The organism is Hahnella aquatica (SeqCode), assembly GCF_965194505.1.
Lineage (GTDB): Bacteria > Pseudomonadota > Gammaproteobacteria > Burkholderiales > Burkholderiaceae_A > Hahnella > Hahnella aquatica.
In genome coordinates this window covers 542,292-564,084 of the sequence record NZ_OZ239144.1, presented here as the reverse complement: position 1 = coordinate 564,084, position 21,793 = coordinate 542,292, and the positions used below count along the sequence as shown (strand labels likewise).

Here is a 21,793-nt window from a genome sequence, read left to right as displayed (position 1 = left end):
GGTGCGGTCCTGGAGAACCCTGAACAAATGCCGTGTCTAGACAAGTTCCAGCGTCTTGATGGAGCGATAGGTGTCGCGCTGGTCCAAGTCCCAGAGGTCCAAAGTTTGTTGCATACGCAACCAAATCTGCGGTCCGTTACCTAGTGCCTTACCTAAACGCATGGCCATGTCCGGTGTCACCGTGCGTTTTTCATTTACGAGTTCAGAGACGCTAAGGCGGGACACACCGATCCAATCGGCAAAGTCTTTCTGGGTCATCTTGAGCGCAGGCAGGACATCTTCACGCAGCACGGCACCAGGATGAGTTGGCCGACGATTGGGATTACGTAGTGATTGAGTAGCCATATTAGTGATAGTCCTCTAGGTTGACGACGATGACATCTTCACCATCGAAAGCGAATGTGATGCGCCAGTTTCCCGAGACAGTCATAGCCCATTGGCCTTTCCTGTGACCCTTGAGCGGGTGCAAGAACATGCCAGGAATTGCTAACTCTGGCGGTTTGCTGGCATCGTCGAGTAAATCCAAGATCCGTTGAATCCTCTGTTGATGCTGCGCCTGGATACCCTTGGTTTCGCCACGGCGAAAGAAGCGCTCAAGGCCTTTGTGCTGAAAATGTTTGATCACTCATAAAGTGTAGTGTGCGCACGTACTTTATGCAATCTATAAGATTGCACCACTTAGAAGTGTCTCATCATTTTCCTCTCGCAAAGCTCCGACGCGACTGCGGTACCTGCGGTCAAAAAATTGATTTTTGCAGGAAGTGTTGGGTGTAAGCCGCGTACTTCAGCGTGCGTTTGAAGACGAAGGCATGACGAAGCGACTTTCAGGTGCTAGCATCTTTGAATGATTGATTGGTCAAATTGCCCCGAAGTCGAAAGCTCTGCAGATAGAGTCAGTGGCGCTTGGGTTTTTGTTGGCTCTCGGGTACCCCTTGCAGCGCTGTTAGAGAATCTTGAGGATGGTGTGTCGGTAAAGGAATTCACCGAGCTCTTTCCGGGTGTAAGGCTTGCCCAGGCAAGGGCAGTTCTGGAGTTCGCGGCCAAGCACTCGTTCACTGCTGCGTGAAGGTTCTGTTTGACCAAGGCACGCCTGTGCCTCTCAGAGAGTTTTTATCTGGCCATGAGGTCTCAACAGCCTACGAGCTTGGGTGGTCAACGCTTAGAAATGGTGAACTGCTGGCGATGGCTGAGGCCGGAGGCTTTCAGGTTTTCGTTACGTCCGATACCAATCTGCGTGAAAATTCCCCTGACGTAATCTCAACCTCACCGGCTCGACAAGCTGCATATCTCAAGGCCTGGCTCAAATCCTCAGCCTCTAAGTAAGGGTAGTCGGCAAGTATCTCAGCGCTTGTGCGACCCGCGCCAATCTGGCCAACGATCATGCTTACGGTCACACGCAAGCGTCGAATACACGCCCGCCCGCCCATCTTGCCCGGCTCCTGGGTGATGCGATCAAAGCTGGGCATTTGGTCCACTAAGGCCTCAAGTGTTTTTTTCTGGAGACGTCTCAAGAAATAGTTGAACATCCTCAAGCAGGTTCGCAGAGGCCTCCTCGACGCTCTCACCTTTAGTGGTCGTCCCTGTCCTCGGATCGTGAGCGATAAATCCACCCTCCTCAGCCGCGGTAATCACTGCCTCGACCCTCAAGTGTCGGAGATATGGGATCTGAAAAAAGTCGCGACGAGACAGATCGTTAACCAGATCTAGACTTCGACGTATTCAACTGAACAATTCGGCTCAGGCACTGTCATTCCATCCTCCCTGAGTCCGTCGATATGGAAGGATATGGCCTTCTTAATCTCCTGCTCAAGCTCGATGATAGAGCCCGCGGTGGCAATGCACCCGGGCAGATCTGGAACGAATGCCGAAAAATTATGTTCCGCACGCTCCATAACAACTGCGTATTTCATAGGTTCTCCCTCATCAGGCCCTAACCCGGAATACTCATAGGACGCCGAGTGATGAGCATCTCTGAGCCGATCACTCACCCATCAACTCCATGGCCAATTCTCGGGGGTTATGGGTGCGCTCGCTTACATCCAACATTTCAATGCCAAGTACTTTGCCATCGGCATCAACGTCCAACACCACGCCGGGACGGACCTCATTGCTCTCAACCACAGTGGCCGCAAGCAAACGGATGTAAATGGCGTCTGCATGCCGATCGTATTCAGTCTTCATGGTGAAACTCCATACTCTTCAAACTTACTGGTTGCTACGACGGTAATCACCATCACCACCAACTGTCCCTCCTCCGTCACGGAAATGTCGGATATGAGTTTCAACCTGCGAACCTTGTGAGTTTCGTTTAGGACGAGATGTCGCCCATTGCGTCAACCTCCAAGTCGTCCGCAACTCTGAGCCAGTGGCGACTCATACCGGACGTGCCTCAGCAATTACTGCTTGGCGGAATTTGTCAGGAAGCCCATCGGGCGTGAGTACATCAACTCGGACACCCAACAAGTGACGAAGCTTGAAACGGATGGCACCTAAATCAAACAGAGTGGTTTCCTCCGTGGTGTCGACGAGGATGTCGAGGTCACTCTCCTCTGTGTCTGATTCGTTCAGCACAGATCCAAAAACCCGTGCGTTTAGCGTTCGATGGGATCGAACAATCTCACGAATCTCATTTCGGTGCGCAGCCAATGCCTCGGAGGGTCTCATCACGACGTTCGTTAATGGTGTCTAGTTCCCTATTAAAGCGTCTACGCTACTTTTGAGCAAGATGATCGGAGCCCAGAATGGAACCGATCTCGTGTGTCCCAGAACAGGCTCTGCTCTTTTTCTGTCCTGTTTCCGGACACTTCATGAGCAGGCCCTGCTTGTGAGCAGACCCTGGTTCTGAGCAGAACCCGTGCCCGTGAGTTAATTACTTTTTAACTACAGCGGCTCAGAATTCTTATAAGCCATTGATTTTTATTGAGAATAAAAACTGGCTGGCGTCTTCACACGGCAGGGGTCACAGGTTCGAACCCTGTGCCGTCCACCACTCCAAATCTTCGGGAACACGAAGTTGGCGCGGGGAGTGCTTGTTCTCTCAGCACTGTGCCGAGCTAAACTACGGTCGTGATCTGTTCAAAAAATCCCTTTGTGCTCGTTCTTGTCTGCTTGCAGCTGGTCATTGGATCAGCAGCAGGCTTGGGGGTTTCCGCTCACAACACGCTTCACGTGGCCACAGCACACGAATTGATGCTGGACCATCACCATCACGACGATTTCGCAGTGCATGTCGGGCACTATGATGCTGCGGGAACACATGCCCACAGTGGGGACAGCTTTCAATCAGTCGGCCTGCTCGACGGTGAGGGCGCAAAACTGAACGGATTTGCGAGCCACAAGCAGCCGGTGCTGCTCATTGCGCAACCACCAGACATCTTCCTCGAGGGATTGTTGCGCCCGCCGCAGATACTTCTTTGATCTCGGAGTAGTCGCTCCTTTGAGAAGGAGCGACGTTTATTCGTTTTCAAAGGAGTCTTTATGAAATTCAGCCTTCCCCAGAAATTGGGGCTATTTTTGCTTGTCGCTTTCCCTCTGGTTGCGCTCGCACACGGCATCAGCGAAGAGGACAAGCAGCGTATGCTTGACGGGGGTTACCTTCAGTACGTTGGCTTGGGTGCAAGTCACATGCTGACTGGATACGACCACCTGCTCTTTCTGTTCGGGGTGGTGTTCTTCCTAACCACCTTCCGAGATGTTGTGAAGTTTGTCACGATCTTCACGATCGGCCACTGTATTACGTTGATCTTTGCCACGTTCTTCAAGATCATCTGGAACTACTGGCTTGTTGACGCAATCATCGCAATCAGCGTGATTTACAAGGGCTTTGATAATAACGGAGGGTTTCAGAAGCATTTCAATATGCCCTCGCCGAACCTAGTGAAGATGGTCTTTATCTTCGGGCTTCTTCATGGTTTCGGCTTATCCACCCGGCTGCAGCAACTCCCGCTTGGAGACGACTCCTGGCAGATGCTGATGCGAATTCTGAGCTTCAATGTAGGGGTGGAGTTAGGACAGATCGCTGCGCTAGTCGTGATGGTCGGTGTGCTTTCAATCTGGCGCAAAAGGGATTCCTTTGCGAGGTTCAGTTACACGGCAAACCTTGGCTTGATCGCAGCCGGTGTCTACCTGCTCTTTGCCCAGCTGCATGGTTATCAGCACGATGTCAACGGTGAAACCTTCCGCTTTCCCTTTGAGGAGCACCGCCATATCCATGAGGACATGGACATCGAAAACACCACCGACAAGAGCCGTAATTCACTTTAATCATTCAAAGGATTCATCATGAAAAAATTATTCATAACCATTGGTTTGTCGATTGCCGCCACCCTCGCCAATCCCGCCCTAGCGGGCCCTGGCGATGGATGTCATTTCCATGGCTCGAAGCCCGCAGCAGAGGCCGTCGTGATCAGGTGTGCCGATCAACGCAAGGAGGGCCTTGTCAAGGGCGGAAAGCTCGAGGCAAGTTGGTCTGCCGTCAAACATGAGTCCATATCAATGATTGACGGTAAAAAGGGGAAGGAATGGCGAGTGACTTACAAGAACTCAGCAGCGACGGACAAAGCCAAGACCGGTCTTTTTATGTTTTTCACCCCGGTGGGCAATTTTATTGCTGCAAATCATACTGGTCAGTGATCTCCAAATGACCAAGTAACGTCTCAACCTCACAGGCCGGGGCCTTTTAGGCTCCGGCTGGGAGCTCTACATGGCTTGAATCGTCACAAGGTTCTGATTACGGCTGGCCTGAGCAACAGGCGATGGCGTTCCTTAATCATCCCTCGAGCGGATGCCCGCGCGATCAGAGTTTCACGTTATCAAGGAAAAGGCTCAAGAGCGACAGCCCCCCAAAGATCAGCACAAAGAGTGCAACAAGCACAACGTATGTGATGACTGCCCTGTTTTTTGATTTGGTTGCGCGATTCGTATCCATGCACCGAATCTAGTATCTGCAACGCTCCGCATCCCACACGCGCAGCATGCCCCTACTCAAAGAAAGCTCTTACGGATCGTTGCCCACTGAGCCTGCGTGGTTCGAACGTTTCCCTCCCAAGCTGGCGCATTATGCTGCTTAAATTGACAACAACTTTTCGAAGGAGTTGAGATGGAAGACGAGCGTTGCTGTGGGAGTGGGACTTGCATCATTAACGCAGAAGGTCGCTGCTGGTGTGGCCAGCAATGGGACGGTACGAGCATGAGGTTTCCGAAGCTCAGGGAAGAGAATACGGCTGAGGCATCGACCACAGACCGGGCCGGCACGGAGGGATTGACAAAGTCGATCAATCAAAAGACTCTCAAACCCACTATTTAAAGTAAAGGCGTCACTAAACGCCTACGCGTAGCAGCAAGTTGGTGAGTCAGGATACGGCCGCGGTGGTTTTGGGAATATGATTCAAGCCTATGCAGTTGCATTTCTATCCATCTCCCCCACTCATTTGGAGCTCGACATGAATTCACGACGCACTTTTGTTATCCACTCGGCTGTTGGACTCGGACTACTGGGCTCAGGATTGGCAGTTCAGGCTCAGGCCATGGTTGCAGAAACAGATCCGCAGGCGGCTGCACTTGGCTACAAGGCCGACACGACCAAGGTCGACAACAAGAAGTACCCAAAGCACCAGGCCAGCCAAAACTGCGCCAACTGCGCCCTCTACAAGAAAGCCTCGGACAAAGCCGGCGGATGTACGATTTTCGCTGGTAAACAAGTTGCCGCAGCAGGATGGTGCTCCGCCTGGGCAAAGGCGTAATTCAAGGCCTGGTTGTCATCGCCACAGGTCAGCTAAGACTGCTAGCTCGAACGTAACAGGTACAAAGCCATGACATCGCCAGATGAGCCTCAAAGGGACGAGCCGCTCAAAGGTCTACGAGACGACCTGCTCTACAACCTCGTGTACTGCAGTCATGCATCGGCAGGCGCTGATGACAAGACTGTGGATGCCATTGTGGCCACGTCTCGCCGCCGAAACCCGCCCTTGGGAATTACCGGCCTGCTGGTTTTTGGCGGCGGCGTTTTCTTTCAGTGGATCGAAGGACCCAAGGCACATGTGACCCGACTGATGGAACTGATCACGTCAGACCCTCGACATGAGACCGTTGTCATACTGAGTACAAGTGAGGAGGTTCGAGAGCGCATTTTTCCGAACTGGGACATGGAATTGGTCGGGCAAGAAGATATCCGTGAGGTGCTGCTGGATGCCCTCGAACAGGCCAATGATGCGCAGAGCTCGGCTGCCCTCCAACTGCTGCTCGAACGGGTCGCATAACCCCTCTGGCGAAGATCTCTTAGGTTGCAACTGCCTTTGCTGAAGTATCGCCGTCAACGGCGCGGGCCTGCTGCAACATAGCGCTCACACAGTAGCCCCCAAGCCTCCACGAGGCCGTTACTCGCATGGAGCCGGGCATCGATTCAAAGAGCTCTGGCCTCGGATAGACCTCAAAACGGTTGAGAAACCACAGCAGTGCCTTTCGGGCAACGCCTGGCCAGCTCCGGAGATCTCCGAAGTCCACCACATGGATCGCCCCGCCTTCTCTCAGCCAGTCACTTGCGTTCTGCATGGCCAGCGCTGGCTCGGGCATCATGGAAAGCGAATACGGAAACAGCACCGCATCCACTGCCTCCGGCGGCTTGTAGGACTCCGCATAGCCACGGACCAACACCACCTGATCTTGCAGCCCAGCCTGCCGAATGTTTCGTTGAGCCACTTCCAGCATGGCGCCAGACGCATCGACTCCGATGATCTGCAAGTCTGGTCGGCGTCGAGCCAGACGAATCAGGTTGTGCGCAGTGCCGCAGCCCAGTTCACAGACCCTGCCCCCTTGAGGCGGGTTCAATCCATCGACCAATGCATCTCGGCCAAATAGGAAAAAGGGCCTGGTCCAGTCATACACGTATCGGGTCCAGCGGTAGACCCCGTCCATCTTCTCCCCATGCTGCTCCAGGCCCTGCGACGCCATCAGACCCGCGTGCGTCGCATCAGGTGAAAGCCCCCGTAGATGGCGGACCGATCCTGCTGATGCAGCTGTTTGGACAACTGCTCCTCGTAGTGCCAGTGCTGAAGAACGGCTGGATTCACACGGCCCAGGAGAATGTTCTCTTCTCCTGCAGTCCGGAAAATGACCCTTGCACCCGAGCTTGCCGTTCGGTCAATCTCTGACCACAGGGCATTGAGCTGCTGGTCGTTCATCCAGTCTTGGGCATCGAGCAAGACAAAGGCGTCAATCGATGCCTGGGGCTGCTCGGCCATGAAGGTGGTGGCGATCTTCCGATGGATGGCCACGTTGTCGATGCGATCTCGCAGGTGCGCATAGTGCTGCCGCTTTAGGTAGCGCGGCACCGCCTGTCTTGCCTCGGTGTCGTAGCGTCTTCCAAACGCCTGCCAGGCAAAGTAGTTGGTGGCCAAGTCGAAGTCACAGGCAAGCCTGCGCAAACGATCGTGTACGACATGTGCCATCGACGGGGCATCACCCTGGAGCTTTTCGAACTGGGCCGCCGGAATGCCAAGCCCGTAGAGGGCGAACGGTGTTTGAAGTGCCCGACGAACCATGGGACGCTTGAGCACTCGGCCCATGGTCGCATCAAATATTTCCACCTGCTCCTGCCGATTCTTGGCCGAGAGAATGTCTTGCGGGTTCACCCCGAAAAGCCGCGCAAAGAAGTGACTTACGCCGATGAAACGACCAAGCACCCCATTGGCATAGAAGTTTCGGGTAAACGCATGGATCCGGGGCCGCAGAGGTGCCCGCTTCTCCCAGTAGGCTCGACTGGCCTCATCCAGGTGCGGGGCCACCTTGTCCCTGTAAAGCCTCAGATTGCCCTGCTGGTCTGCATGGCCGAAGAAGTTAAAGAACTCGTCATGCGACTCAAACGCCCTGACAGACGCATGCTTAAGGCGGTTGAGCGCAATGTGTGCGCGGCTCAGATCCAGCGCAGAGATGCGAACATCTGCGGCCGTGAGCATATTGAGAAGATTGCAGCCTCCCGAGGCAATCGCAAGCACATGCTCACCGTCTTGGAGGCCGAGGGCTTCGAGATCCACCTCCGGGTCTTCCCAGATCTGGGGGTAGACAAGATGATTGAACAGGGAGGCAAAGAAACGATCTGACAGCCGCAGCCCTTGGTCAGAAGGTGAATCGCCAAGAACGGCATCGACTGCAATGGAGTTGGTTGCCATGAATGCTGAGCCTCCCGCTGACACTGTTTTAGAAATGTTTCAGAAAGATTGAACGATGAACATGACAGTTCAGTGACGCGCGCAGCAGCCAAGTAATGTCTTGTCCCGTTGTTAACATGGGGCGAGGCAAATGTCGGGATCCATCACATGACCAACCTGTACCGTCGGGCTGCTGCGGCCCTGCTGACTGCGCTGATCGGGCTCGCCGTTCAGGCGGCTGACCAACGCACGGTGCCCAAGCCCATGGTGATTCTCATCGGCATTGATGGCTTTCGGGCCGACTACCTTGCGCGTGGACATGCGCCAAACCTGCAACGTCTGGCAGCAGGCGGGGCCCGGGTTGAGGAACTCACCCCCGTCTTTCCCTCCGTGACCTTCCCCAACCATGTGAGCATCGTGACCGGCCGATACCCGGGGCGACACGGCATTTTGAACAACGCCATGGTCGACCCCACCATCACCCATCAGGTCTTTCGCCTGCGAGATCGTGCAGCCGTCACGAACCCGGCCTGGTGGTCAGAGGCCGAACCCATCTGGGTCACCGCCGGCAGGCAGGGGCGCATCAGTTCAACCCTGTTCTGGCCGGGGTCTGAGGTATTGATCAACGGCATACAGCCGAGAGACTGGCTGCCCTACCAGCACGACCTCAGCTCCAAGGAGCGTGCAGAGCGACTGCTCACTTGGCTGACCGACATTCGTCCAGATCGGCCACAGGCCGACTTCGCCACACTCTATTTCTCCGACGTGGACTCCGAGGGGCACGCCCATGGCCCAGACAGTGCACAGGTCAATCAGGCCATGGAACTGGTGGACGCCGCCATCGGACTGCTGATCGAAGGGTTACGGAACGCGGGCCTCTGGGATAAGACCACACTCGTGATTGTCTCGGACCATGGCATGAGCCATGTGCCCTTGGGCCAGACCATCGATGGAGTTGCACTGCTTCGGCATTTCCCCAATGCGCGCTGGGAATGGACGGGCCCGGCCCCCGCGTTGCGCTTGGGCGGTGAATCACAAGAGGCTGTTCTGGCTGCTCTCTCCAGAGAGCCAAACCTGCAGTGTTGGCCCAAGGCCCTGGCACCAGAGCGGCTCGGTCCACTCGAACACCGACGCGTTCCGGATGTCGTCTGTCTGGCCAAGCTGGGATGGTCACTCAGCGACCGGCGGCTAGCCTTTCCCATACCAGGGCAGCACGGCTTTGACCCTGAGCACCCGGAGATGCAGGGCTTCCTAATTGCCCACGGGCCAACCATCAAGCCAGTGTCCCTGGCGCGAATGCCCAATCGAGAGGTCTACCCCCTGCTCTGCAGGCTCTTGGGAATTGAGCCGGCTGCGCATGATGCAAGCGGGTTACTTGCCGCACAGGTGCTCAAGTAGTTTCAGCCCCCGGCTGCTTCACAAATTTGTCATCTCCCCACCCCAGAATTCGAGCGAGCCGTCTAACCCCTCACGCTAGGAGTTCAATTCATGCACCGCCTACTGACCCTCACGCTTGCACCCGTATTGCTCGCCACCGCCCCAATGGCACTTGCCATGGATGCCCGATTCAAAGACACCAATGGCGACCTTGTGGCCGATGCCCCCACAAATCCCAAAGATTGGGTCGATCCCGCCACCCTGGTCTTCGCATACACACCAGTAGAAGACCCCGCCGTTTATGCGAAGGTCTGGGATGGCTTTATCAAGCACATGGAAAAAACAACTGGCAAGAAAGTTCAGTTCTTTCCAGTCCAGTCCAACGCAGCTCAACTGGAAGCCATGCGTGCAGGCCGACTCCACGTGGCCGGCTTTAACACTGGCTCTAACCCGCTGGCCGTCAACTGCACGGGCTTCGTGCCATTTGCAATGATGGCCAGAGCCGATAATTCGTTTGGCTACGAGATGGAGATCATCACCCATCCAACAAGTGGCATCAACAAGGTGGAAGACATCAAAGGCAAGCGCATGGCGTTTACTTCTGAGACCTCCAACTCTGGGTACAAGGCCCCATCGGCCCTGTTGAAATCCGAGTTCAAGATGGAAGCGGGTAAGGATTTCACCCCGGCCTTCTCGGGCAAGCACGACAACTCCATTCTCGGTGTGGCCAATAAGGACTACGATGCTGCAGCCATTGCAAACTCAGTTCTCAAGCGCATGATTGCCCGAGATGCAGTCAAGCCCACACAGATCAAAACCATCTATAAATCGCAGACGTTTCCCACCACTGGGTATGGCCATGTCTACAACCTCAAGCCCGAGTTGGCTCAGAAGGTAAAGGACGCTTTCTTTAGCTTTCCATGGGCCGGCTCCGATCTGCAGAAAGAGTTCGAGAAGTCGGGCGAGGCCAAGTTCATCCCCATCACCTACAAGCAGCATTGGGATGTTGTTCGCAAGATCGACACCGCCATGGATGTGAAGTACACCTGTAAGTGATCCTGCAGCACCATCCGAGGTCGAAGGTTTTCGGAGCGGTCTCGGATGCTTGAAATACGGAATCTGACAAAGCGTTACGCCCGCGGCGATTTGGCGCTCTCTGGGGTGGATCTTACGGTTAGCCCCGGAGAAGTTGTTGCGTTGATCGGACCATCAGGAGCGGGGAAGTCAACACTCATTCGATGCGTCAATCGCCTGGTTGAACCCACTGGGGGGCAGATTCTGCTCGATGGCCTCGACATCACTCAGGCGCCGGCAAACCGCCTCCACACCATTCGGCGCAGCATTGGCATGATCTTTCAAGAGTTTGCGCTGGTCGAGCGCCTGACCGTGATGGAGAACGTGCTTTCAGGGCGGCTTGGCTATGTCTCTTTCTGGCGATCACTCCTTCGACGCTTCTCTGCGGAGGACGTCTCGCGCGCGCTGTCTCTCCTTGAACGGGTCGGTCTCTCCGAACACATGGATAAACGTGCCGACCAGCTCTCTGGTGGCCAGCGACAACGGGTGGGCATTGCGCGCGCCTTACAGCAAACCCCCAGCCTGCTCCTCGTTGATGAGCCCACAGCCAGCCTAGACCCAAAGACCTCTCGGCAGATCATGCGACTCATTGTTGAAGTCTGCGGGGAGCGGCAACTCCCAAGCATCATCAATATTCATGATGTGCCCTTGGCAACCTCATTCGCATCCAGGATTGTCGGACTGAAGGCTGGTCGGAAGGTCTATGACGGTCCTCCGGAGGGATTGAGCCCATCTGTACTCAGCGACATTTATGGTCAAGAGGACTGGGGACACGTGACCGAAGGCACGGGCGACTGATGCCGCTGGTCTACAGCCCGATGGGCGCAGCCGCATCGAGGTCTGCGCCAACCTGGCGGCGGCCACCACTCTTTGCTCACGCCTGGCAGAAATGGGGCACCCTGTTGGTCGTACTCGCCTACATGGTCTGGGCAACCGACTCGGTGAATGTGAACTGGGAACGGGTGGCCGAGGGTCTTGGTCGAGCAGTGAGGTTTCTCGAGGGCTTCATGAGGCCGGACTTCACCTCACGCGGCGCCGATATCTGGATTGGTCTTCAAGAAAGCCTCACGATGACGGTCACGTCGACTGTGGCCGGAGTGCTGCTCTCGGTGCCGTTTGGGCTCGGAGCCGCCCGAAACATTGCGCCAGCACCGGTCTACTTCTTCTGCAGGGGCGTCATTGCATTCTCCCGAACATTCCAAGAGGTTCTCATTGCCATTTTCTTTGTGGCCCTCTTCGGGTTCGGGACCTTCGCAGGCTTTCTCACCCTCACCCTCTCCACGGTTGGTTTTCTCGGAAAGTTACTGGCGGAGGACATCGAGGAGATTGATGCCGCCCCCCTTGAGGCCATTCGATCCACCGGTGCCGGCTGGTGGCAGGTGGTGGACTATGCCGTCTGGCCTCAGATCTTCCCAAGACTTGCCGGTCTCTCGGCCTACCGTTTTGACATTAACTTTCGAGAGTCGGCTGTGGTGGGAATTGTTGGTGCAGGCGGCATCGGCGGGACGCTGAATACCGCGATGGATCGCTACGAGTACGACTCTGCTGCGGCCATTTTGATCATCATCATCCTCATTGTCTTGGCCACCGAGTACAGCTCGGGCTTCATTCGCCGACGGATTCAGTAGGGCCAGGAGGCGCGTCACCATGCCACTTATTCAGACAAAGGACGGCCCTTCCGGCTGGCACCGAAGGACATCTCGACAGGAGTGGATTCGGTTCTTTGCCTACTTCTTGTTGGTGATTCTGGTCGTCTTCTGCTGGCAAGTCATGACCGAGCAGACTCTCTGGGGTTTTGTCTTGGATGCCCCACGCCAGGCCGCCGACATTGGGGCGCGGATGTGGCCTCCACGCTGGGAGCTGCTCGACCGTCTCTGGCCGCCCTTGATTGAAACCATTCACATCGCCACCCTCGGCACAGTCCTGGCGCTTCTCATCGCAGTTCCCCTGGCCTTTCTGGCTGCAAGCAACACCACGCCCAGCCGGCGATTCATTCAGCCCATTGCACTGCTGCTGATCGTTGCCTCACGTTCCATCAACTCTCTCATTTGGGGGCTGCTACTGGTGACCATCGTTGGCCCCGGTCCGCTGGCCGGCATCCTTGCCATCGCCTTGCGCTCCATCGGGTTCATTGGGAAGCTGCTTTATGAGGGCATTGAAGAGGTGAGCATCAAGCCCATCGAGGCACTTCAAGCCACAGGCGCATCCAAGCTGCAGGTCATTGACTATGGGGTGCTTCCACAGGTCATGCCCACCCTGGTGGCCATCAGTCTCTTTCGCTGGGACATCAATATCCGCGAGTCGACGGTGCTTGGGCTGGTCGGTGCCGGCGGAATCGGGCTTTTGCTCGAGAGCGCCATGAGCCGATTGGCATGGCCAGAGGTGACGCTTATTCTGATGGCCATCTTGGTCACGGTCATTCTGAGCGAGTGGGTCTCCGCCGCAGCACGAAGGCGCCTTATCTAGCCAGAATGCCGTGTACAGTCTCCCGAACGAGCTGAAATGGAGGGGAGCAAAGAGACCCGTCCTTCGCCGCCTCGTCCCATCGCCGCAGCCGAATGGCCTGATCGGCCCCGGGCTTGCGCCGAAAGTCCAAAGTCTCGCTGTGTGTCATCGGCCCTCCCTGCCGAGCCAGACTTCGGACAGAGTCCTCTGACAGCAGCGCAGCATAGTCTGGCTCGGTGGCAACCAAGTACCGTTTGGCATCGACATGAAGAGCAACCACCTGTGCCACCGTTGGTCCGAGGAGCCCTGCAAGCACCGCGGCACCCACCCGCTCATGCGGAACATCCGCATCATCAAATAGATGACCGATGTCATGAAAGAAGGCGGCCAATTGCAGGGCGGAACCAGCCTTTGCATCTCTTGCCAATCGAAGGGACTGCCAGGCGTGCGCCAGTTGATCCACCGGCTCACCCGCATACTGCCGCTCCCCTCGGACCTCATAAATCGACAGCAGGTCGTCAAGCGATGTCATGGGTTTTCTCCAACAGGTCAGGCAAGTCGGCCACCGTGTCGATAAGATAATCGGGACGTGCCTCGACCAGTCGCTCTGCCACCCGAATGCGAACGGCCTGGCGGGCATCTCGATCCATGGATCCCCAAGCACTTGCGGTCAGGCCAGCCTCATTCCCGCTGGCAAGTATGCCGACCGTCATGCAGCCTGCAAATCGCCCCTCGAGAAGCCCTGGCACGGTGTCATCCACCTTCACAACCGCCTGGGCTGGCCAGGCCTGAAGATCGATGAGGGCCTGATACATACCAAGGGGTGTGGGACGTGTCACTGGAAGGTCGCCAGCACACAGAAGGCTGTCTGGCTCGAAGCCCTGTTGCGCAACCAGTGGCAGGACCACCTCCATGATGGCGCGGCTGTAGCCAGTCGTGGTGCCGATCTTGATCCCCCGATCCCGTAGCCATGCAATGGTGTCAAGCGCTCCCGGAACAAGCGTTGCATGGTGCCTCACCGCCTCGAGATTCATGGGAACAAAGACCTCGTAGAGCGCGTCCACATCGGCGTCACCGAGCGAACGACCGTAGCGACTCTCCCATTGGTGCTGCACGTGAGCGAGTTGTCCCAGAGCCTGTATGTGATCCCACTTCGGCAAGCCCATCGGCCCACGGGCATCCTCGATGCTGATTTCCACGCCATGCCTGTGAAAGAGTTCCACGAAGGCGCCCATCGGCGCATGGCTCCCAAAATCAATGAGCGTCCCTGCCCAGTCAAAGACCACTGCCCTTAAAGGTTGCCGATCCATGTCTCAATGACCTCCTCTGCCAATCCAAAAGCGGTGCTTGCACCGGTTCCACTGGTCACAGTGACCACCCGAAGACTCGGATGCGGTGCGAGCACCAGTGCGTCATCTGTGCCCCCAACGGGATACCAGCCCAGCCACATGGCGGCCAGCCCACACTCACCGATGTCCAAGGTCTCGCCCATCTCCCGCAGGATGATGGCGTTGATGTCTGAATCAACAAAGGGCAGCACATCCTGGGCAGGATGGTGAGAATCTCCCACCACCAATGAACCGTCCAGGCCCTGCACCACAATCAGGTGCACACCCGCGGCCAGTGCTTCTGGCTGCTCCTCCTGCAGTCGGGCGAGCAGCGGCTGGTGCACCCCAAGCCCGGTGTACCCTGCATAGCGAGCAAGACTCAGATCAGACATCACAGCGCTCGGTAGCCGCGCATTGTTGCGGGGGACAAGCCGCATCATCTGCAATTGCGTCAGCCCCAGACCATGGCCTGCCAAGTAGGGAGCTGCCAGTCCTGCCAATTCGGTGCCAGGACACAGCACGACACGCTCGGCCCCAAAGGATGCATTTGCACAGTTCACTCGCCCCACATCGAGCTCGAGTGCCTCCTGGCCAAAAAAGAAGCGGACACCGAGTTGGTCACTCAACCACTTTGCAAGCTGGGGGATTGCCGTGACCGACTCCACGCGAAGCTCGTGGGGTGAGTAAAGCCCCCCCCATGCCGTCTGGGAACGAAGATAAGGCGCACGCTCTGAGAGCTCGGCCGCAGAGTAGAGCCGGCAGCCTTCCCCCATGTCCGAGGCTGCAAACGCCTCTAGCACCGGGCCCGTCTCGGGTCGCCTTCCGAGCACCCATAGGCCCGTCTGACAGACGGGAATCTTGGCCTGCGGAGCAATCTCGGCCCAGATCTCTCGCGATCGACGAGCCCTCTGCCAGGTGGTGCCGGCCCGCTGGCCTGTGACCGTTACAAAGCCAAAGTTTCGAATGGATGCACCCGTACAGCGATCGTTCTTCTCAAGAACAGTGACCGACATGCCCCGAGACGCCGCTGCCCAGGCATGGGCCAGGCCAACAATGCCGCTGCCAATCACCAACAGATCTGAATGAATCCGTCTCAAGTCAGCCTCCAACGCTGAGTCTGATGCAGTAGTAACCAAGAGCAGGCCCCGAAGAGTAACCGCCCCACTGAGGCCGTGAGAAAGATAAGCACGGCCATCGCCGCAGCGGGAGCCACATCACCGGCATCATCCATGTTCAACACGGCCACCGATGCCAACTGCGTCGCAGGGCTATAGAGAAACACCACGGCGGACACCGTCGTGAGGGCATTGACAAAAAAATAGCCCGAGACCTCTAGTGTGGCTGGCAGACAGACAGGCATGGTCACTCGCCTGAGTGTCCTCCAGAATGGCTGCCCAAGAGACTCAGAGACATACTCGAACTCCTTGTCGAGTTGGCGAAGGCTTGCGAGCATGGTGAGGTGTGCAGTTGAGAAAAAATGAGCCACCGTGCAAAGAATGAGAATCCAGATCGAGCCATAGAGAAATCCGAGTGGCTGGGCTGGATGGTTAAAGAAGAGAATGTATCCCAGCCCCAGCACAAGCCCCGGAATGGCCATGGGCATGGTCGCCAGTAGATTCGTCGCCTCGCGAACTGCCTTCGGAACCCTCGATTTCTCAACGATCCAAGCGGTCATAAAGGCCAGGCCACCACCAATGAGCGCTGTTCCGGCTGCCATTTGAGTGGAGTTCCAATAAGTCTGCCAGCCACCGCCATCCATGTCATTGAAACGAAAGTTCTTCAGAGACAGCTCCAAGTTATAGGGCCAGTAGGTGGCGAAGGCCGCAAAGATGGCCATTCCAATCATCGCCAGAAACACCAGGCTGATCAGGCCACAGAACAGCGTGGCCACAAGCGCCAGCAGGCGGCTCTTAGAGGGTGTGGCCAGCACGGCCCTCGCTGAGAGCGCTGCCGCCTGCCGAGCCCTGACATAACGTTCCAGCCAGAATGCAGCCAGCGCAGGCATCAGGAGGATCACACCCACCACCGCACCCATCGAGAAATTCTGCTGGCCAATGACCTGTTTGTAGAGGTCGGTGGCTAGCACGTTGGCCTGTCCACCAATCACCTTTGCAACACCAAAGTCGGTGATGACCAGGACGAATACCAGGATCAATGACATCCAAAGCCCATAACGGGCCTGAGGTAGCGTTACGGTTCGAAAGACTCGCCATTCACTCGCGCCAAGGCTTCTCGCAGCCTCGGGCAGCCGTCCATCTCGCACGGTAAGACTGGCCATGAGAATCATGAGGGCATGGGGAAAGGTCCAGAGCACAGAGCCCAAGAAGATTCCGAGTTCACCGTAGATGGAGACGCCACCAAGCCACGACTTGAGCACGCCTTGATTTCCAAACCAGTAAACAAGACTGATGGCCATGAGGAGCGACGGCGCCATGAGTGGAATCAGCGCCAAGCCCCGGAAAAGGCCCTTAAAAGGCATACGGGTCATGCAAATGCAGTAGGCAAAGAGAAAGGCCAAGACAGTCGTGACCAAGGATGACACCGCCGCAATCCAAATACTCCGAACGAGAGAATCTACGAGGCTGGGCGTCTCAAAATAAGCCGCAAAGTAGACAAGCCCGACAAAACCACCCTGCCCCTCAAAAACACTCCTGGCGAGCAGTGTCAGCACTGGCAGCAGAACAAAGGCCATGCCACCGATCAAGAGCAGCAACGCAATCCCAGTTTGCTGACTGCGGTCGGAGCTGAATGTTGTTAAGACAGCCATACAGGACCGACAGGATGAAGCGCATCATGGGGAACGGAGACCCCGATGGAGCCTCCAATCGCCCAAGGGCATCCGGTATGGCCTGCATTTCGAAGGTCTACCCAAATGGGCTGCTGTAGATCTGGGCAGTCCAGTTCCAGGTTCCAAAATGCGCCGCCGAATCGAATGGAGCGCACCTGCCCATGAAACGCAAGGCGATCCGAATGCGGCGCGTCGACCCCATTGAGAAGATCAAAGCGCTCCGGGCGAACGGCCAGCATCACCTCCTCACCATCCTTGGCGGGAACAGGACCTCGCGCAGGCACAGAGAATGGACCAACCCGATAAACGCCATGCGCATACAAGGCTGGAACGAGGTTCGCACGGCCCACAAACTGAGCGGCGAAGATGGATTTCGGCGATCGATACAGGTCGACAGGTGAGGACTCTTGCTCAATGACCCCGTCCGACATCAGCACCACACGGTCCGCCATGGCGAGGGCTTCCTCTTGGTCGTGGGTGACCATGATGGTTGGCACGCCAAGGCTGCGCTGAATGCTGACAATCTCATGGCGCAGGTTCTCTCTCACTTTGGCATCGAGCGCCGACAATGGCTCATCCAATAAGAGAATGGCCGGCTCAGGTGCCAGTGCTCGGGCGAGTGCAACCCGTTGCTGTTGACCGCCTGAGAGTTGTGCTGGAAAACGATTGCAGAAGTCGATGAGCCCGACCAGGTCGAGCATCTCTCGGGCTCGTCGCCGGCGAGCGGGGGGAGTCAGGTGCGTAAGGCCATAGGACACGTTCTGCTCTGCAGTGAGATTCGGGAAGAGTGCATAGGACTGAAACACCACCCCGAAGCGACGATCCTGCGCCGGGGTGTGCGTGATGTCTTCCCCACGCAGAAGAATCTGCCCCGCATCAGCAGTTTCAATGCCACAGAGAATTCTCAATAGTGTGGTCTTGCCGCACCCAGATGGCCCGAGCAGGCAGACAAAATCGGCAGGCCCCAGCGCCAGGGAGACCTGCCGAAGCACCTTGGATGAACCAAAGGCCTTTGAAAGACCTTTGGCCACAAGCATGATGCGCGCCTCGTCCGTTTAAGACTTGGCCTCAGCCTTTCCTTCGTAGCGGCGACTCCATTCCTTCAGGATGCGCTCGCGGTCGGCTGCAGCCTTGGCAAAGTCGTTCTTGATGAGACGTTTCTCAAGATCAGCAGGAATGAACTCGAGTTTCTGCTGAACGCCGGGTATGGCCACGACCGCAAAGTTCTTGGCATAGAGCTCGTTGGCCTCACGGGTGACAGACCAGTCTGCCAGGGCCTTGGCCGCATCGAGCTTCTTGGTGGCTTTCATGATTCCTGTGGCCTCCATGTCCCAGCCGAGGCCCTCCTTGGGGAGCACCACATCAATGGGAGCGCCATCTCTCTTGGTCTTGTCAGCGCGATACTCAAAGCTCAGACCCACCGCATACTCGCCCGCTCCAGCCTGTCGGCATGGCTTGCTTCCAGAGTGGGTGTACACGCCAATGTTCTGATGGAGTTTGTCCATATACTCCCAGGCCTTTTTCTCTCCCATCATCTGCATCCAGGCCGAAACCATGAGGTAGCCAGTTCCCGAGCTCGCCGGATGGGGCATGGTGATCTGGCCTTTGTATGCAGACTTGGTCAGATCAGCCCAAGAGGCGGGCTTTGGAAGTTTCTTGGCGGCAGCCTCTTTGGTGTTAAAGCAGATGGCAGACGACCAGACATCCATGCCGACCCAGGTGGGTGCAGGGCGAGCGTCTCTCATGGAAGCCTTGACCTGGTTCAATCCCTTTGGAGCATAGCCTTGCAGCATGCCCTCTTTGTCGAGCAGCATGAGCGATGTGGCAGCCAAGCCCCAAACCACGTCAGCCTGGGGGTTCGCTTTTTCCGCAAGGAGCTTTGCGGTGATGATGCCGGTTGAGTCCCGAACCACCTTGAGTTCGATAGATGGGTTCTTGGCCTCAAAGGCCTGCTTGTAAGCCTGGATCTGATCGGCTTCGAGGGCCGTGTAAACCATCAGCTCGGTTTTTGACTGGGCGGCTGCGCCAGCCACCCAGAGTGATGCGGACGCTGCCAGCGCGGCAGCCAATACGGCCCGACGGCCTTTGAAGGATGAGAGCATTTGAGACTCCGTGGATTGGTGAGATGTTGGGAACTTCACAGCCCAGACATCGTCTCGCGCTCAAATGACATTCCGGCTTCAAATTTCTTACGAAATATTTACAGCCGACTCTACCTCTACCCAACAGTATTGAATTAGGACCGAAGGGCCATTGGCAGGTTGAGCAACAGGTTCTGTGGCTTGATTCGCAGGCGGCTCCCCTCATCCATGGCGATCGCCATGTAAACGGGCTTGCCCGCCACCCGTTGCAGCATGTCAGAGGGGTCTGCGAAGTCGAGTCGAAAGAGCACCAACAAGCGGCGCAACCGATCAGCATCCACGGACTTTCCCAAGTAGAGATCGTTGAGAATCGCCGTCGACTGTGCATCGAGACCGAGATGCCAGGCCCACTGCTCATCCTCAATGGCACCCACGGCAGCCACCCTCACCTGTGCATGCAGAAGGTGTTGCACCCATCGCTCAATCAGATGACAAATGGCCACTGCCGCAGGCTGCCCCCAGTTCAGAACGACGGCCATGTCAAAGGCCTCGGTGTCACGCCAATACCGCTGCGCATGGTCTTGCGTGAGCACATCAAGGTCTCCTTGAGAGACCGACACACCCCCTTTCTTGAGCAATTGCCCCAAGGCCCCATAGCCTGGAGACTGGGCGCGTTGCTCGAGGGTCAGGCTGTCGGCGGCCAGAAGGCTGGTCTGCTCATGCAGTGTGACCGTCTGGGCCCGAAAGAACATTTCCCCAACCCGCGCCTGGATCGCACTGACAGATTGCCCCAGCACATGACGCACCAAGACCTGGGTGATGTCATCCACCAGCACTGGTGGGAAATCGATGCGGCCATCCTGGAAGAATGCCTTGTAGTTGGCTTCTAGCGTCGGGGCCGTGACAAGACGATCTCGAAATCGAAGCCAGACGCGGTAGTTGTCCGCCACATCCTGATTCTGAATCTTGGCGAGTGACTCCGGGGAAATGGCGGCCCTGGGCGTCTCAACCAATCGACTAAAAATCTCACGCTCGGTCTCGCAGGATGTCTCGACCGGAGCGAGTTCGGGGCGTTGAAGCAGCTGCGACAGAAAAGCATCGGTCACCAGCAGTTGGTTTTGTTCGTTGATCTGTAGGAGTTCGTAGCCGCAACTCGGCCAGAGCACCGTCAATTGACCCGCTCCAAAAGCGCCTCATATTTTCGGCAGGTCCATGTCCGCTCACCGAGGACGAGCTCTCCCGAAGAGGGGTTGAAACGAATGGGAGGCCTCGTGTTTTCCGCCCCGTAAGAACGCCAGGCACCAGACTCCTCCTGAAAGGAATACGAAACGCCCTTGAACTGAAGGCTGGTGGGCGTCATCTCCATCTCAGACTCATCGAGCCCCTGGCAATTGAACTCAAGGTTGCGCTGCACGCAGCCTGTCTGTGTCAACACGGCAACCATGGCAGCCGCAGCCCACAGAAGCCTTGGCATCGGTGCAGCCTGACAACGCGCCAACGGGCTCACGGCGCGCCCTGCTCCCGCAGGTATTGGTCCATGATGTCATCGAAAGAAGCGTCCGGCATCAAGCCCAGCCCAGCCGCTCGGCTTGCCTTGAGTTGGCTGGGCCAACCGCCAACGATTCGTGCAACCGTAGGGTCTGGCTCCCAGTCGAGCAGGCCATGGGCCTCAGGGCCAGCCTTTCTCAGCAGGGTGTCGGCCATGGCCCCCACCGTGGTGGTGAGCGAGGGCAGGTTCATGGCCGTCAGTGGGCCCCATTCACCGTCAGAGGCCTGGGCTGCACGAATCAACCCGTCAATGCTTGTCGAGGGCGATGACAACGCCACCCGCGTGTCTGGATTCACAGGCACCTGAGCCCGAACACCCGCCAATGGCTCGCGAATCATTCCCGAGAGAAACCCGGAGGCGGCACCATTGGGCCGACCTGGCCGGACACTGACAGTCATCAGTCGCACGGCTCTGGCCTTGATGTAGCCCTTGCGGCCGAAGTCCGCCATCAACTGCTCGCCTACAAACTTCTGAATGCCATAACTACTCTGGGGCGTGGGCAGCGTGTCGTCATCGACCGTCACACCCTCCCAAGACTCACCCGTCCGGCGGCCAAAGACAGCCACGGAGCTCGCAAACACCACCGTGGGCGCCCTTCCCGAAGCCCGACAGGCCTGGAGAAGGTCGATCGTGGCCTGCAGGTTGCTCGACATGCCCAGGTCGAAGTTGGCTTCGCATTCCGCGCTCACCGCAGCGGCCAAATGAAACACCAGATCCACCTCAGGGCCCGGCAGGCCATCCCGCAGGACGCTCTGAAGCGAGCCCTTGAGGAAGTGAACCCTTGAATCGGCCTGGAGGGCCACAGGTGGCTCATTGAGGTCTGTGAGCACAAGCCGACTGATGCTCCGGGCTGGCCCACCCCCGACCGAGAGCGCCCCCGCTTTGAGCAAGGCGGTCGCCAGCCTTGCACCCAGAAAACCGCTGCCGCCTGTGATGAGAATGTTCATCTGGAAAGTATTACAGAAAGCATTCCCCGGAGAGCCCAGCACAGACGTGCTCTAACATGC

28 protein-coding genes are annotated in these 21,793 nt (G+C 57.0%); 11 read left to right on the top strand and 17 right to left on the bottom strand.

What is annotated here, in order from left to right; all coding sequences use genetic code 11:
* Positions 1–36: 36 nt before the first annotated feature.
* Positions 37–291: a HigA family addiction module antitoxin gene (locus AC8GDA_RS02860; protein ID WP_506556798.1), complete on the bottom strand. Its 255-nt coding sequence runs from the start codon at positions 289–291 to the stop codon at positions 37–39.
* 55 nt (positions 292–346) lie between these two features.
* The gene (locus tag AC8GDA_RS02855) at positions 347–625 is read right to left on the bottom strand and encodes a type II toxin-antitoxin system RelE/ParE family toxin (protein WP_506556797.1); all 279 of its coding nucleotides are present in this window, start codon (positions 623–625) and stop codon (positions 347–349) included.
* Positions 626–844: 219 nt separating this feature from the next.
* On the opposite strand from AC8GDA_RS02855, the gene AC8GDA_RS02850 reads away from it, so the two are divergent.
* Entirely contained in the window at positions 845–1,066 is a 222-nt protein-coding gene (locus AC8GDA_RS02850) for a DUF433 domain-containing protein (protein ID WP_506556796.1), read from the top strand.
* Positions 1,067–1,202: 136 nt separating this feature from the next.
* Here AC8GDA_RS02850 and AC8GDA_RS02845 read toward each other — a convergent pair whose 3' ends face one another.
* The 4 genes from AC8GDA_RS02845 to AC8GDA_RS02830 all read right to left on the bottom strand — a co-directional run bounded on the left by AC8GDA_RS02845 (position 1,203) and on the right by AC8GDA_RS02830 (position 2,664).
* A complete protein-coding gene (locus AC8GDA_RS02845; protein WP_506557185.1) occupies positions 1,203–1,427 on the bottom strand; it encodes a DUF433 domain-containing protein in 225 nt (74 codons plus the stop codon).
* A gap of 276 nt (positions 1,428–1,703) precedes the next feature.
* Entirely contained in the window at positions 1,704–1,910 is a 207-nt protein-coding gene (locus tag AC8GDA_RS02840; RefSeq protein WP_506556795.1) for a type II toxin-antitoxin system HicB family antitoxin, read from the bottom strand.
* A 70-nt stretch (positions 1,911–1,980) separates the two neighbouring features.
* A complete protein-coding gene (locus AC8GDA_RS02835; RefSeq protein WP_506556794.1) occupies positions 1,981–2,181 on the bottom strand; it encodes a DUF2283 domain-containing protein in 201 nt (66 codons plus the stop codon).
* A gap of 192 nt (positions 2,182–2,373) precedes the next feature.
* Positions 2,374–2,664 carry a nucleotidyltransferase family protein gene (locus tag AC8GDA_RS02830; RefSeq protein WP_506556793.1) on the bottom strand — a complete coding sequence of 97 codons (291 nt, stop codon included), beginning with the start codon at positions 2,662–2,664 and terminating at the stop codon, positions 2,374–2,376.
* Positions 2,665–3,066: 402 nt separating this feature from the next.
* Between AC8GDA_RS02830 and AC8GDA_RS02825 the strand changes: the two genes are divergently transcribed.
* The 5 genes from AC8GDA_RS02825 to AC8GDA_RS02805 all read left to right on the top strand — a co-directional run bounded on the left by AC8GDA_RS02825 (position 3,067) and on the right by AC8GDA_RS02805 (position 6,257).
* On the top strand, positions 3,067–3,417 hold the full coding sequence (locus tag AC8GDA_RS02825) for a hypothetical protein (RefSeq protein WP_506556792.1): 351 nt from the start codon (positions 3,067–3,069) through the stop codon (positions 3,415–3,417).
* A 60-nt stretch (positions 3,418–3,477) separates the two neighbouring features.
* Positions 3,478–4,263: a HupE/UreJ family protein gene (locus AC8GDA_RS02820; protein ID WP_506556791.1), complete on the top strand. Its 786-nt coding sequence runs from the start codon at positions 3,478–3,480 to the stop codon at positions 4,261–4,263.
* A gap of 18 nt (positions 4,264–4,281) precedes the next feature.
* Positions 4,282–4,632: a DUF6488 family protein gene (locus AC8GDA_RS02815; protein ID WP_506556790.1), complete on the top strand. Its 351-nt coding sequence runs from the start codon at positions 4,282–4,284 to the stop codon at positions 4,630–4,632.
* An 809-nt stretch (positions 4,633–5,441) separates the two neighbouring features.
* Complete coding sequence (locus AC8GDA_RS02810) at positions 5,442–5,741, top strand: high-potential iron-sulfur protein (protein WP_506557184.1); 300 nt, start codon at positions 5,442–5,444, stop codon at positions 5,739–5,741.
* Positions 5,742–5,810: 69 nt separating this feature from the next.
* A complete protein-coding gene (locus AC8GDA_RS02805) occupies positions 5,811–6,257 on the top strand; it encodes a BLUF domain-containing protein (RefSeq protein WP_506556789.1) in 447 nt (148 codons plus the stop codon).
* Between the two features lie 19 nt (positions 6,258–6,276).
* Here the strand turns inward: AC8GDA_RS02805 and AC8GDA_RS02800 are convergent, their stop codons facing one another.
* Positions 6,277–6,948, bottom strand: a complete 672-nt coding sequence (locus AC8GDA_RS02800; RefSeq protein ID WP_506556788.1) for a class I SAM-dependent methyltransferase — start codon at positions 6,946–6,948, stop codon at positions 6,277–6,279.
* Entirely contained in the window at positions 6,948–8,165 is a 1,218-nt protein-coding gene (locus tag AC8GDA_RS02795) for a BtaA family protein (protein ID WP_506556787.1), read from the bottom strand. The genes AC8GDA_RS02800 and AC8GDA_RS02795 overlap by 1 nt, the downstream gene beginning before the upstream one ends.
* 147 nt (positions 8,166–8,312) lie before the next feature.
* On the opposite strand from AC8GDA_RS02795, the gene AC8GDA_RS02790 reads away from it, so the two are divergent.
* The 5 genes from AC8GDA_RS02790 to phnE (AC8GDA_RS02770) all read left to right on the top strand — a co-directional run bounded on the left by AC8GDA_RS02790 (position 8,313) and on the right by phnE (AC8GDA_RS02770) (position 13,061).
* Complete coding sequence (locus AC8GDA_RS02790; protein WP_506556786.1) at positions 8,313–9,542, top strand: alkaline phosphatase family protein; 1,230 nt, start codon at positions 8,313–8,315, stop codon at positions 9,540–9,542.
* 90 nt (positions 9,543–9,632) lie between these two features.
* Entirely contained in the window at positions 9,633–10,577 is a 945-nt protein-coding gene (gene phnD, locus AC8GDA_RS02785; RefSeq protein WP_506556785.1) for a phosphate/phosphite/phosphonate ABC transporter substrate-binding protein, read from the top strand.
* A 45-nt stretch (positions 10,578–10,622) separates the two neighbouring features.
* A complete protein-coding gene (phnC, locus tag AC8GDA_RS02780; RefSeq protein WP_506556784.1) occupies positions 10,623–11,393 on the top strand; it encodes a phosphonate ABC transporter ATP-binding protein in 771 nt (256 codons plus the stop codon).
* Positions 11,393–12,223, top strand: coding sequence for a phosphonate ABC transporter, permease protein PhnE (gene phnE / locus AC8GDA_RS02775; RefSeq protein WP_506556783.1), 831 nt, complete (start codon positions 11,393–11,395; stop codon positions 12,221–12,223). Before phnC ends, phnE (AC8GDA_RS02775) begins: the two co-directional genes overlap by 1 nt.
* Before the next feature lie 19 nt (positions 12,224–12,242).
* Positions 12,243–13,061 carry a phosphonate ABC transporter, permease protein PhnE gene (gene phnE / locus AC8GDA_RS02770; protein ID WP_506556782.1) on the top strand — a complete coding sequence of 273 codons (819 nt, stop codon included), beginning with the start codon at positions 12,243–12,245 and terminating at the stop codon, positions 13,059–13,061.
* Here the strand turns inward: phnE (AC8GDA_RS02770) and AC8GDA_RS02765 are convergent.
* The 9 genes from AC8GDA_RS02765 to denD all read right to left on the bottom strand — a co-directional run bounded on the left by AC8GDA_RS02765 (position 13,054) and on the right by denD (position 21,733).
* On the bottom strand, positions 13,054–13,572 hold the full coding sequence (locus AC8GDA_RS02765) for an HD domain-containing protein (RefSeq protein ID WP_506556781.1): 519 nt from the start codon (positions 13,570–13,572) through the stop codon (positions 13,054–13,056). The genes phnE (AC8GDA_RS02770) and AC8GDA_RS02765 overlap by 8 nt on opposite strands.
* Positions 13,559–14,350 (bottom strand): phosphonoacetaldehyde hydrolase, encoded by a 792-nt coding sequence (phnX, locus tag AC8GDA_RS02760; protein ID WP_506556780.1) that lies wholly within the window; start codon positions 14,348–14,350, stop codon positions 13,559–13,561. Before phnX ends, AC8GDA_RS02765 begins: the two co-directional genes overlap by 14 nt.
* Entirely contained in the window at positions 14,332–15,465 is a 1,134-nt protein-coding gene (locus tag AC8GDA_RS02755) for a TIGR03364 family FAD-dependent oxidoreductase (RefSeq protein WP_506556779.1), read from the bottom strand. The genes phnX and AC8GDA_RS02755 overlap by 19 nt, the downstream gene beginning before the upstream one ends.
* Positions 15,462–17,081 (bottom strand): putative 2-aminoethylphosphonate ABC transporter permease subunit, encoded by a 1,620-nt coding sequence (locus tag AC8GDA_RS02750; RefSeq protein WP_506556778.1) that lies wholly within the window; start codon positions 17,079–17,081, stop codon positions 15,462–15,464. The genes AC8GDA_RS02755 and AC8GDA_RS02750 overlap by 4 nt, the downstream gene beginning before the upstream one ends.
* A gap of 41 nt (positions 17,082–17,122) precedes the next feature.
* Complete coding sequence (locus tag AC8GDA_RS02745; RefSeq protein WP_506556777.1) at positions 17,123–18,193, bottom strand: ABC transporter ATP-binding protein; 1,071 nt, start codon at positions 18,191–18,193, stop codon at positions 17,123–17,125.
* An 18-nt stretch (positions 18,194–18,211) separates the two neighbouring features.
* On the bottom strand, positions 18,212–19,258 hold the full coding sequence (locus AC8GDA_RS02740) for a putative 2-aminoethylphosphonate ABC transporter substrate-binding protein (RefSeq protein WP_506556776.1): 1,047 nt from the start codon (positions 19,256–19,258) through the stop codon (positions 18,212–18,214).
* Between the two features lie 134 nt (positions 19,259–19,392).
* Positions 19,393–20,403: a DUF6352 family protein gene (locus AC8GDA_RS02735; protein ID WP_506557183.1), complete on the bottom strand. Its 1,011-nt coding sequence runs from the start codon at positions 20,401–20,403 to the stop codon at positions 19,393–19,395.
* Positions 20,404–20,405: 2 nt separating this feature from the next.
* Complete coding sequence (locus tag AC8GDA_RS02730) at positions 20,406–20,744, bottom strand: hypothetical protein (protein ID WP_506556775.1); 339 nt, start codon at positions 20,742–20,744, stop codon at positions 20,406–20,408.
* A complete protein-coding gene (gene denD / locus AC8GDA_RS02725; RefSeq protein ID WP_506556774.1) occupies positions 20,741–21,733 on the bottom strand; it encodes a D-erythronate dehydrogenase in 993 nt (330 codons plus the stop codon). The genes AC8GDA_RS02730 and denD overlap by 4 nt, the downstream gene beginning before the upstream one ends.
* Between the last annotated feature and the right edge of the window lie 60 nt (positions 21,734–21,793).

Bases quoted from the DNA above. Each gene is read 5' to 3' on its own strand.
- AC8GDA_RS02850 (WP_506556796.1), top strand. From the start codon at position 845: ATGATTGATTGGTCAAATTGCCCCGAAGTCGAAAGCTCTGCAGATAGA.
- AC8GDA_RS02845 (WP_506557185.1), bottom strand. From the start codon at position 1,427: ATGGGCGGGCGGGCGTGTATTCGACGCTTGCGTGTGACCGTAAGCATG.
- AC8GDA_RS02840 (WP_506556795.1), bottom strand. From the start codon at position 1,910: ATGAAATACGCAGTTGTTATGGAGCGTGCGGAACATAATTTTTCGGCA.
- AC8GDA_RS02835 (WP_506556794.1), bottom strand. From the start codon at position 2,181: ATGAAGACTGAATACGATCGGCATGCAGACGCCATTTACATCCGTTTG.
- AC8GDA_RS02830 (WP_506556793.1), bottom strand. From the start codon at position 2,664: ATGAGACCCTCCGAGGCATTGGCTGCGCACCGAAATGAGATTCGTGAG.
- AC8GDA_RS02820 (WP_506556791.1), top strand. From the start codon at position 3,478: ATGAAATTCAGCCTTCCCCAGAAATTGGGGCTATTTTTGCTTGTCGCT.
- AC8GDA_RS02815 (WP_506556790.1), top strand. From the start codon at position 4,282: ATGAAAAAATTATTCATAACCATTGGTTTGTCGATTGCCGCCACCCTC.
- AC8GDA_RS02810 (WP_506557184.1), top strand. From the start codon at position 5,442: ATGAATTCACGACGCACTTTTGTTATCCACTCGGCTGTTGGACTCGGA.
- AC8GDA_RS02805 (WP_506556789.1), top strand. From the start codon at position 5,811: ATGACATCGCCAGATGAGCCTCAAAGGGACGAGCCGCTCAAAGGTCTA.
- AC8GDA_RS02800 (WP_506556788.1), bottom strand. From the start codon at position 6,948: ATGGCGTCGCAGGGCCTGGAGCAGCATGGGGAGAAGATGGACGGGGTC.
- AC8GDA_RS02795 (WP_506556787.1), bottom strand. From the start codon at position 8,165: ATGGCAACCAACTCCATTGCAGTCGATGCCGTTCTTGGCGATTCACCT.
- AC8GDA_RS02790 (WP_506556786.1), top strand. From the start codon at position 8,313: ATGACCAACCTGTACCGTCGGGCTGCTGCGGCCCTGCTGACTGCGCTG.
- phnD (WP_506556785.1), top strand. From the start codon at position 9,633: ATGCACCGCCTACTGACCCTCACGCTTGCACCCGTATTGCTCGCCACC.
- phnC (WP_506556784.1), top strand. From the start codon at position 10,623: ATGCTTGAAATACGGAATCTGACAAAGCGTTACGCCCGCGGCGATTTG.
- phnE (WP_506556783.1), top strand. From the start codon at position 11,393: ATGCCGCTGGTCTACAGCCCGATGGGCGCAGCCGCATCGAGGTCTGCG.
- phnE (WP_506556782.1), top strand. From the start codon at position 12,243: ATGCCACTTATTCAGACAAAGGACGGCCCTTCCGGCTGGCACCGAAGG.
- AC8GDA_RS02765 (WP_506556781.1), bottom strand. From the start codon at position 13,572: ATGACATCGCTTGACGACCTGCTGTCGATTTATGAGGTCCGAGGGGAG.
- phnX (WP_506556780.1), bottom strand. From the start codon at position 14,350: ATGGATCGGCAACCTTTAAGGGCAGTGGTCTTTGACTGGGCAGGGACG.
- AC8GDA_RS02745 (WP_506556777.1), bottom strand. From the start codon at position 18,193: ATGCTTGTGGCCAAAGGTCTTTCAAAGGCCTTTGGTTCATCCAAGGTG.
- AC8GDA_RS02740 (WP_506556776.1), bottom strand. From the start codon at position 19,258: ATGCTCTCATCCTTCAAAGGCCGTCGGGCCGTATTGGCTGCCGCGCTG.
- denD (WP_506556774.1), bottom strand. From the start codon at position 21,733: ATGAACATTCTCATCACAGGCGGCAGCGGTTTTCTGGGTGCAAGGCTG.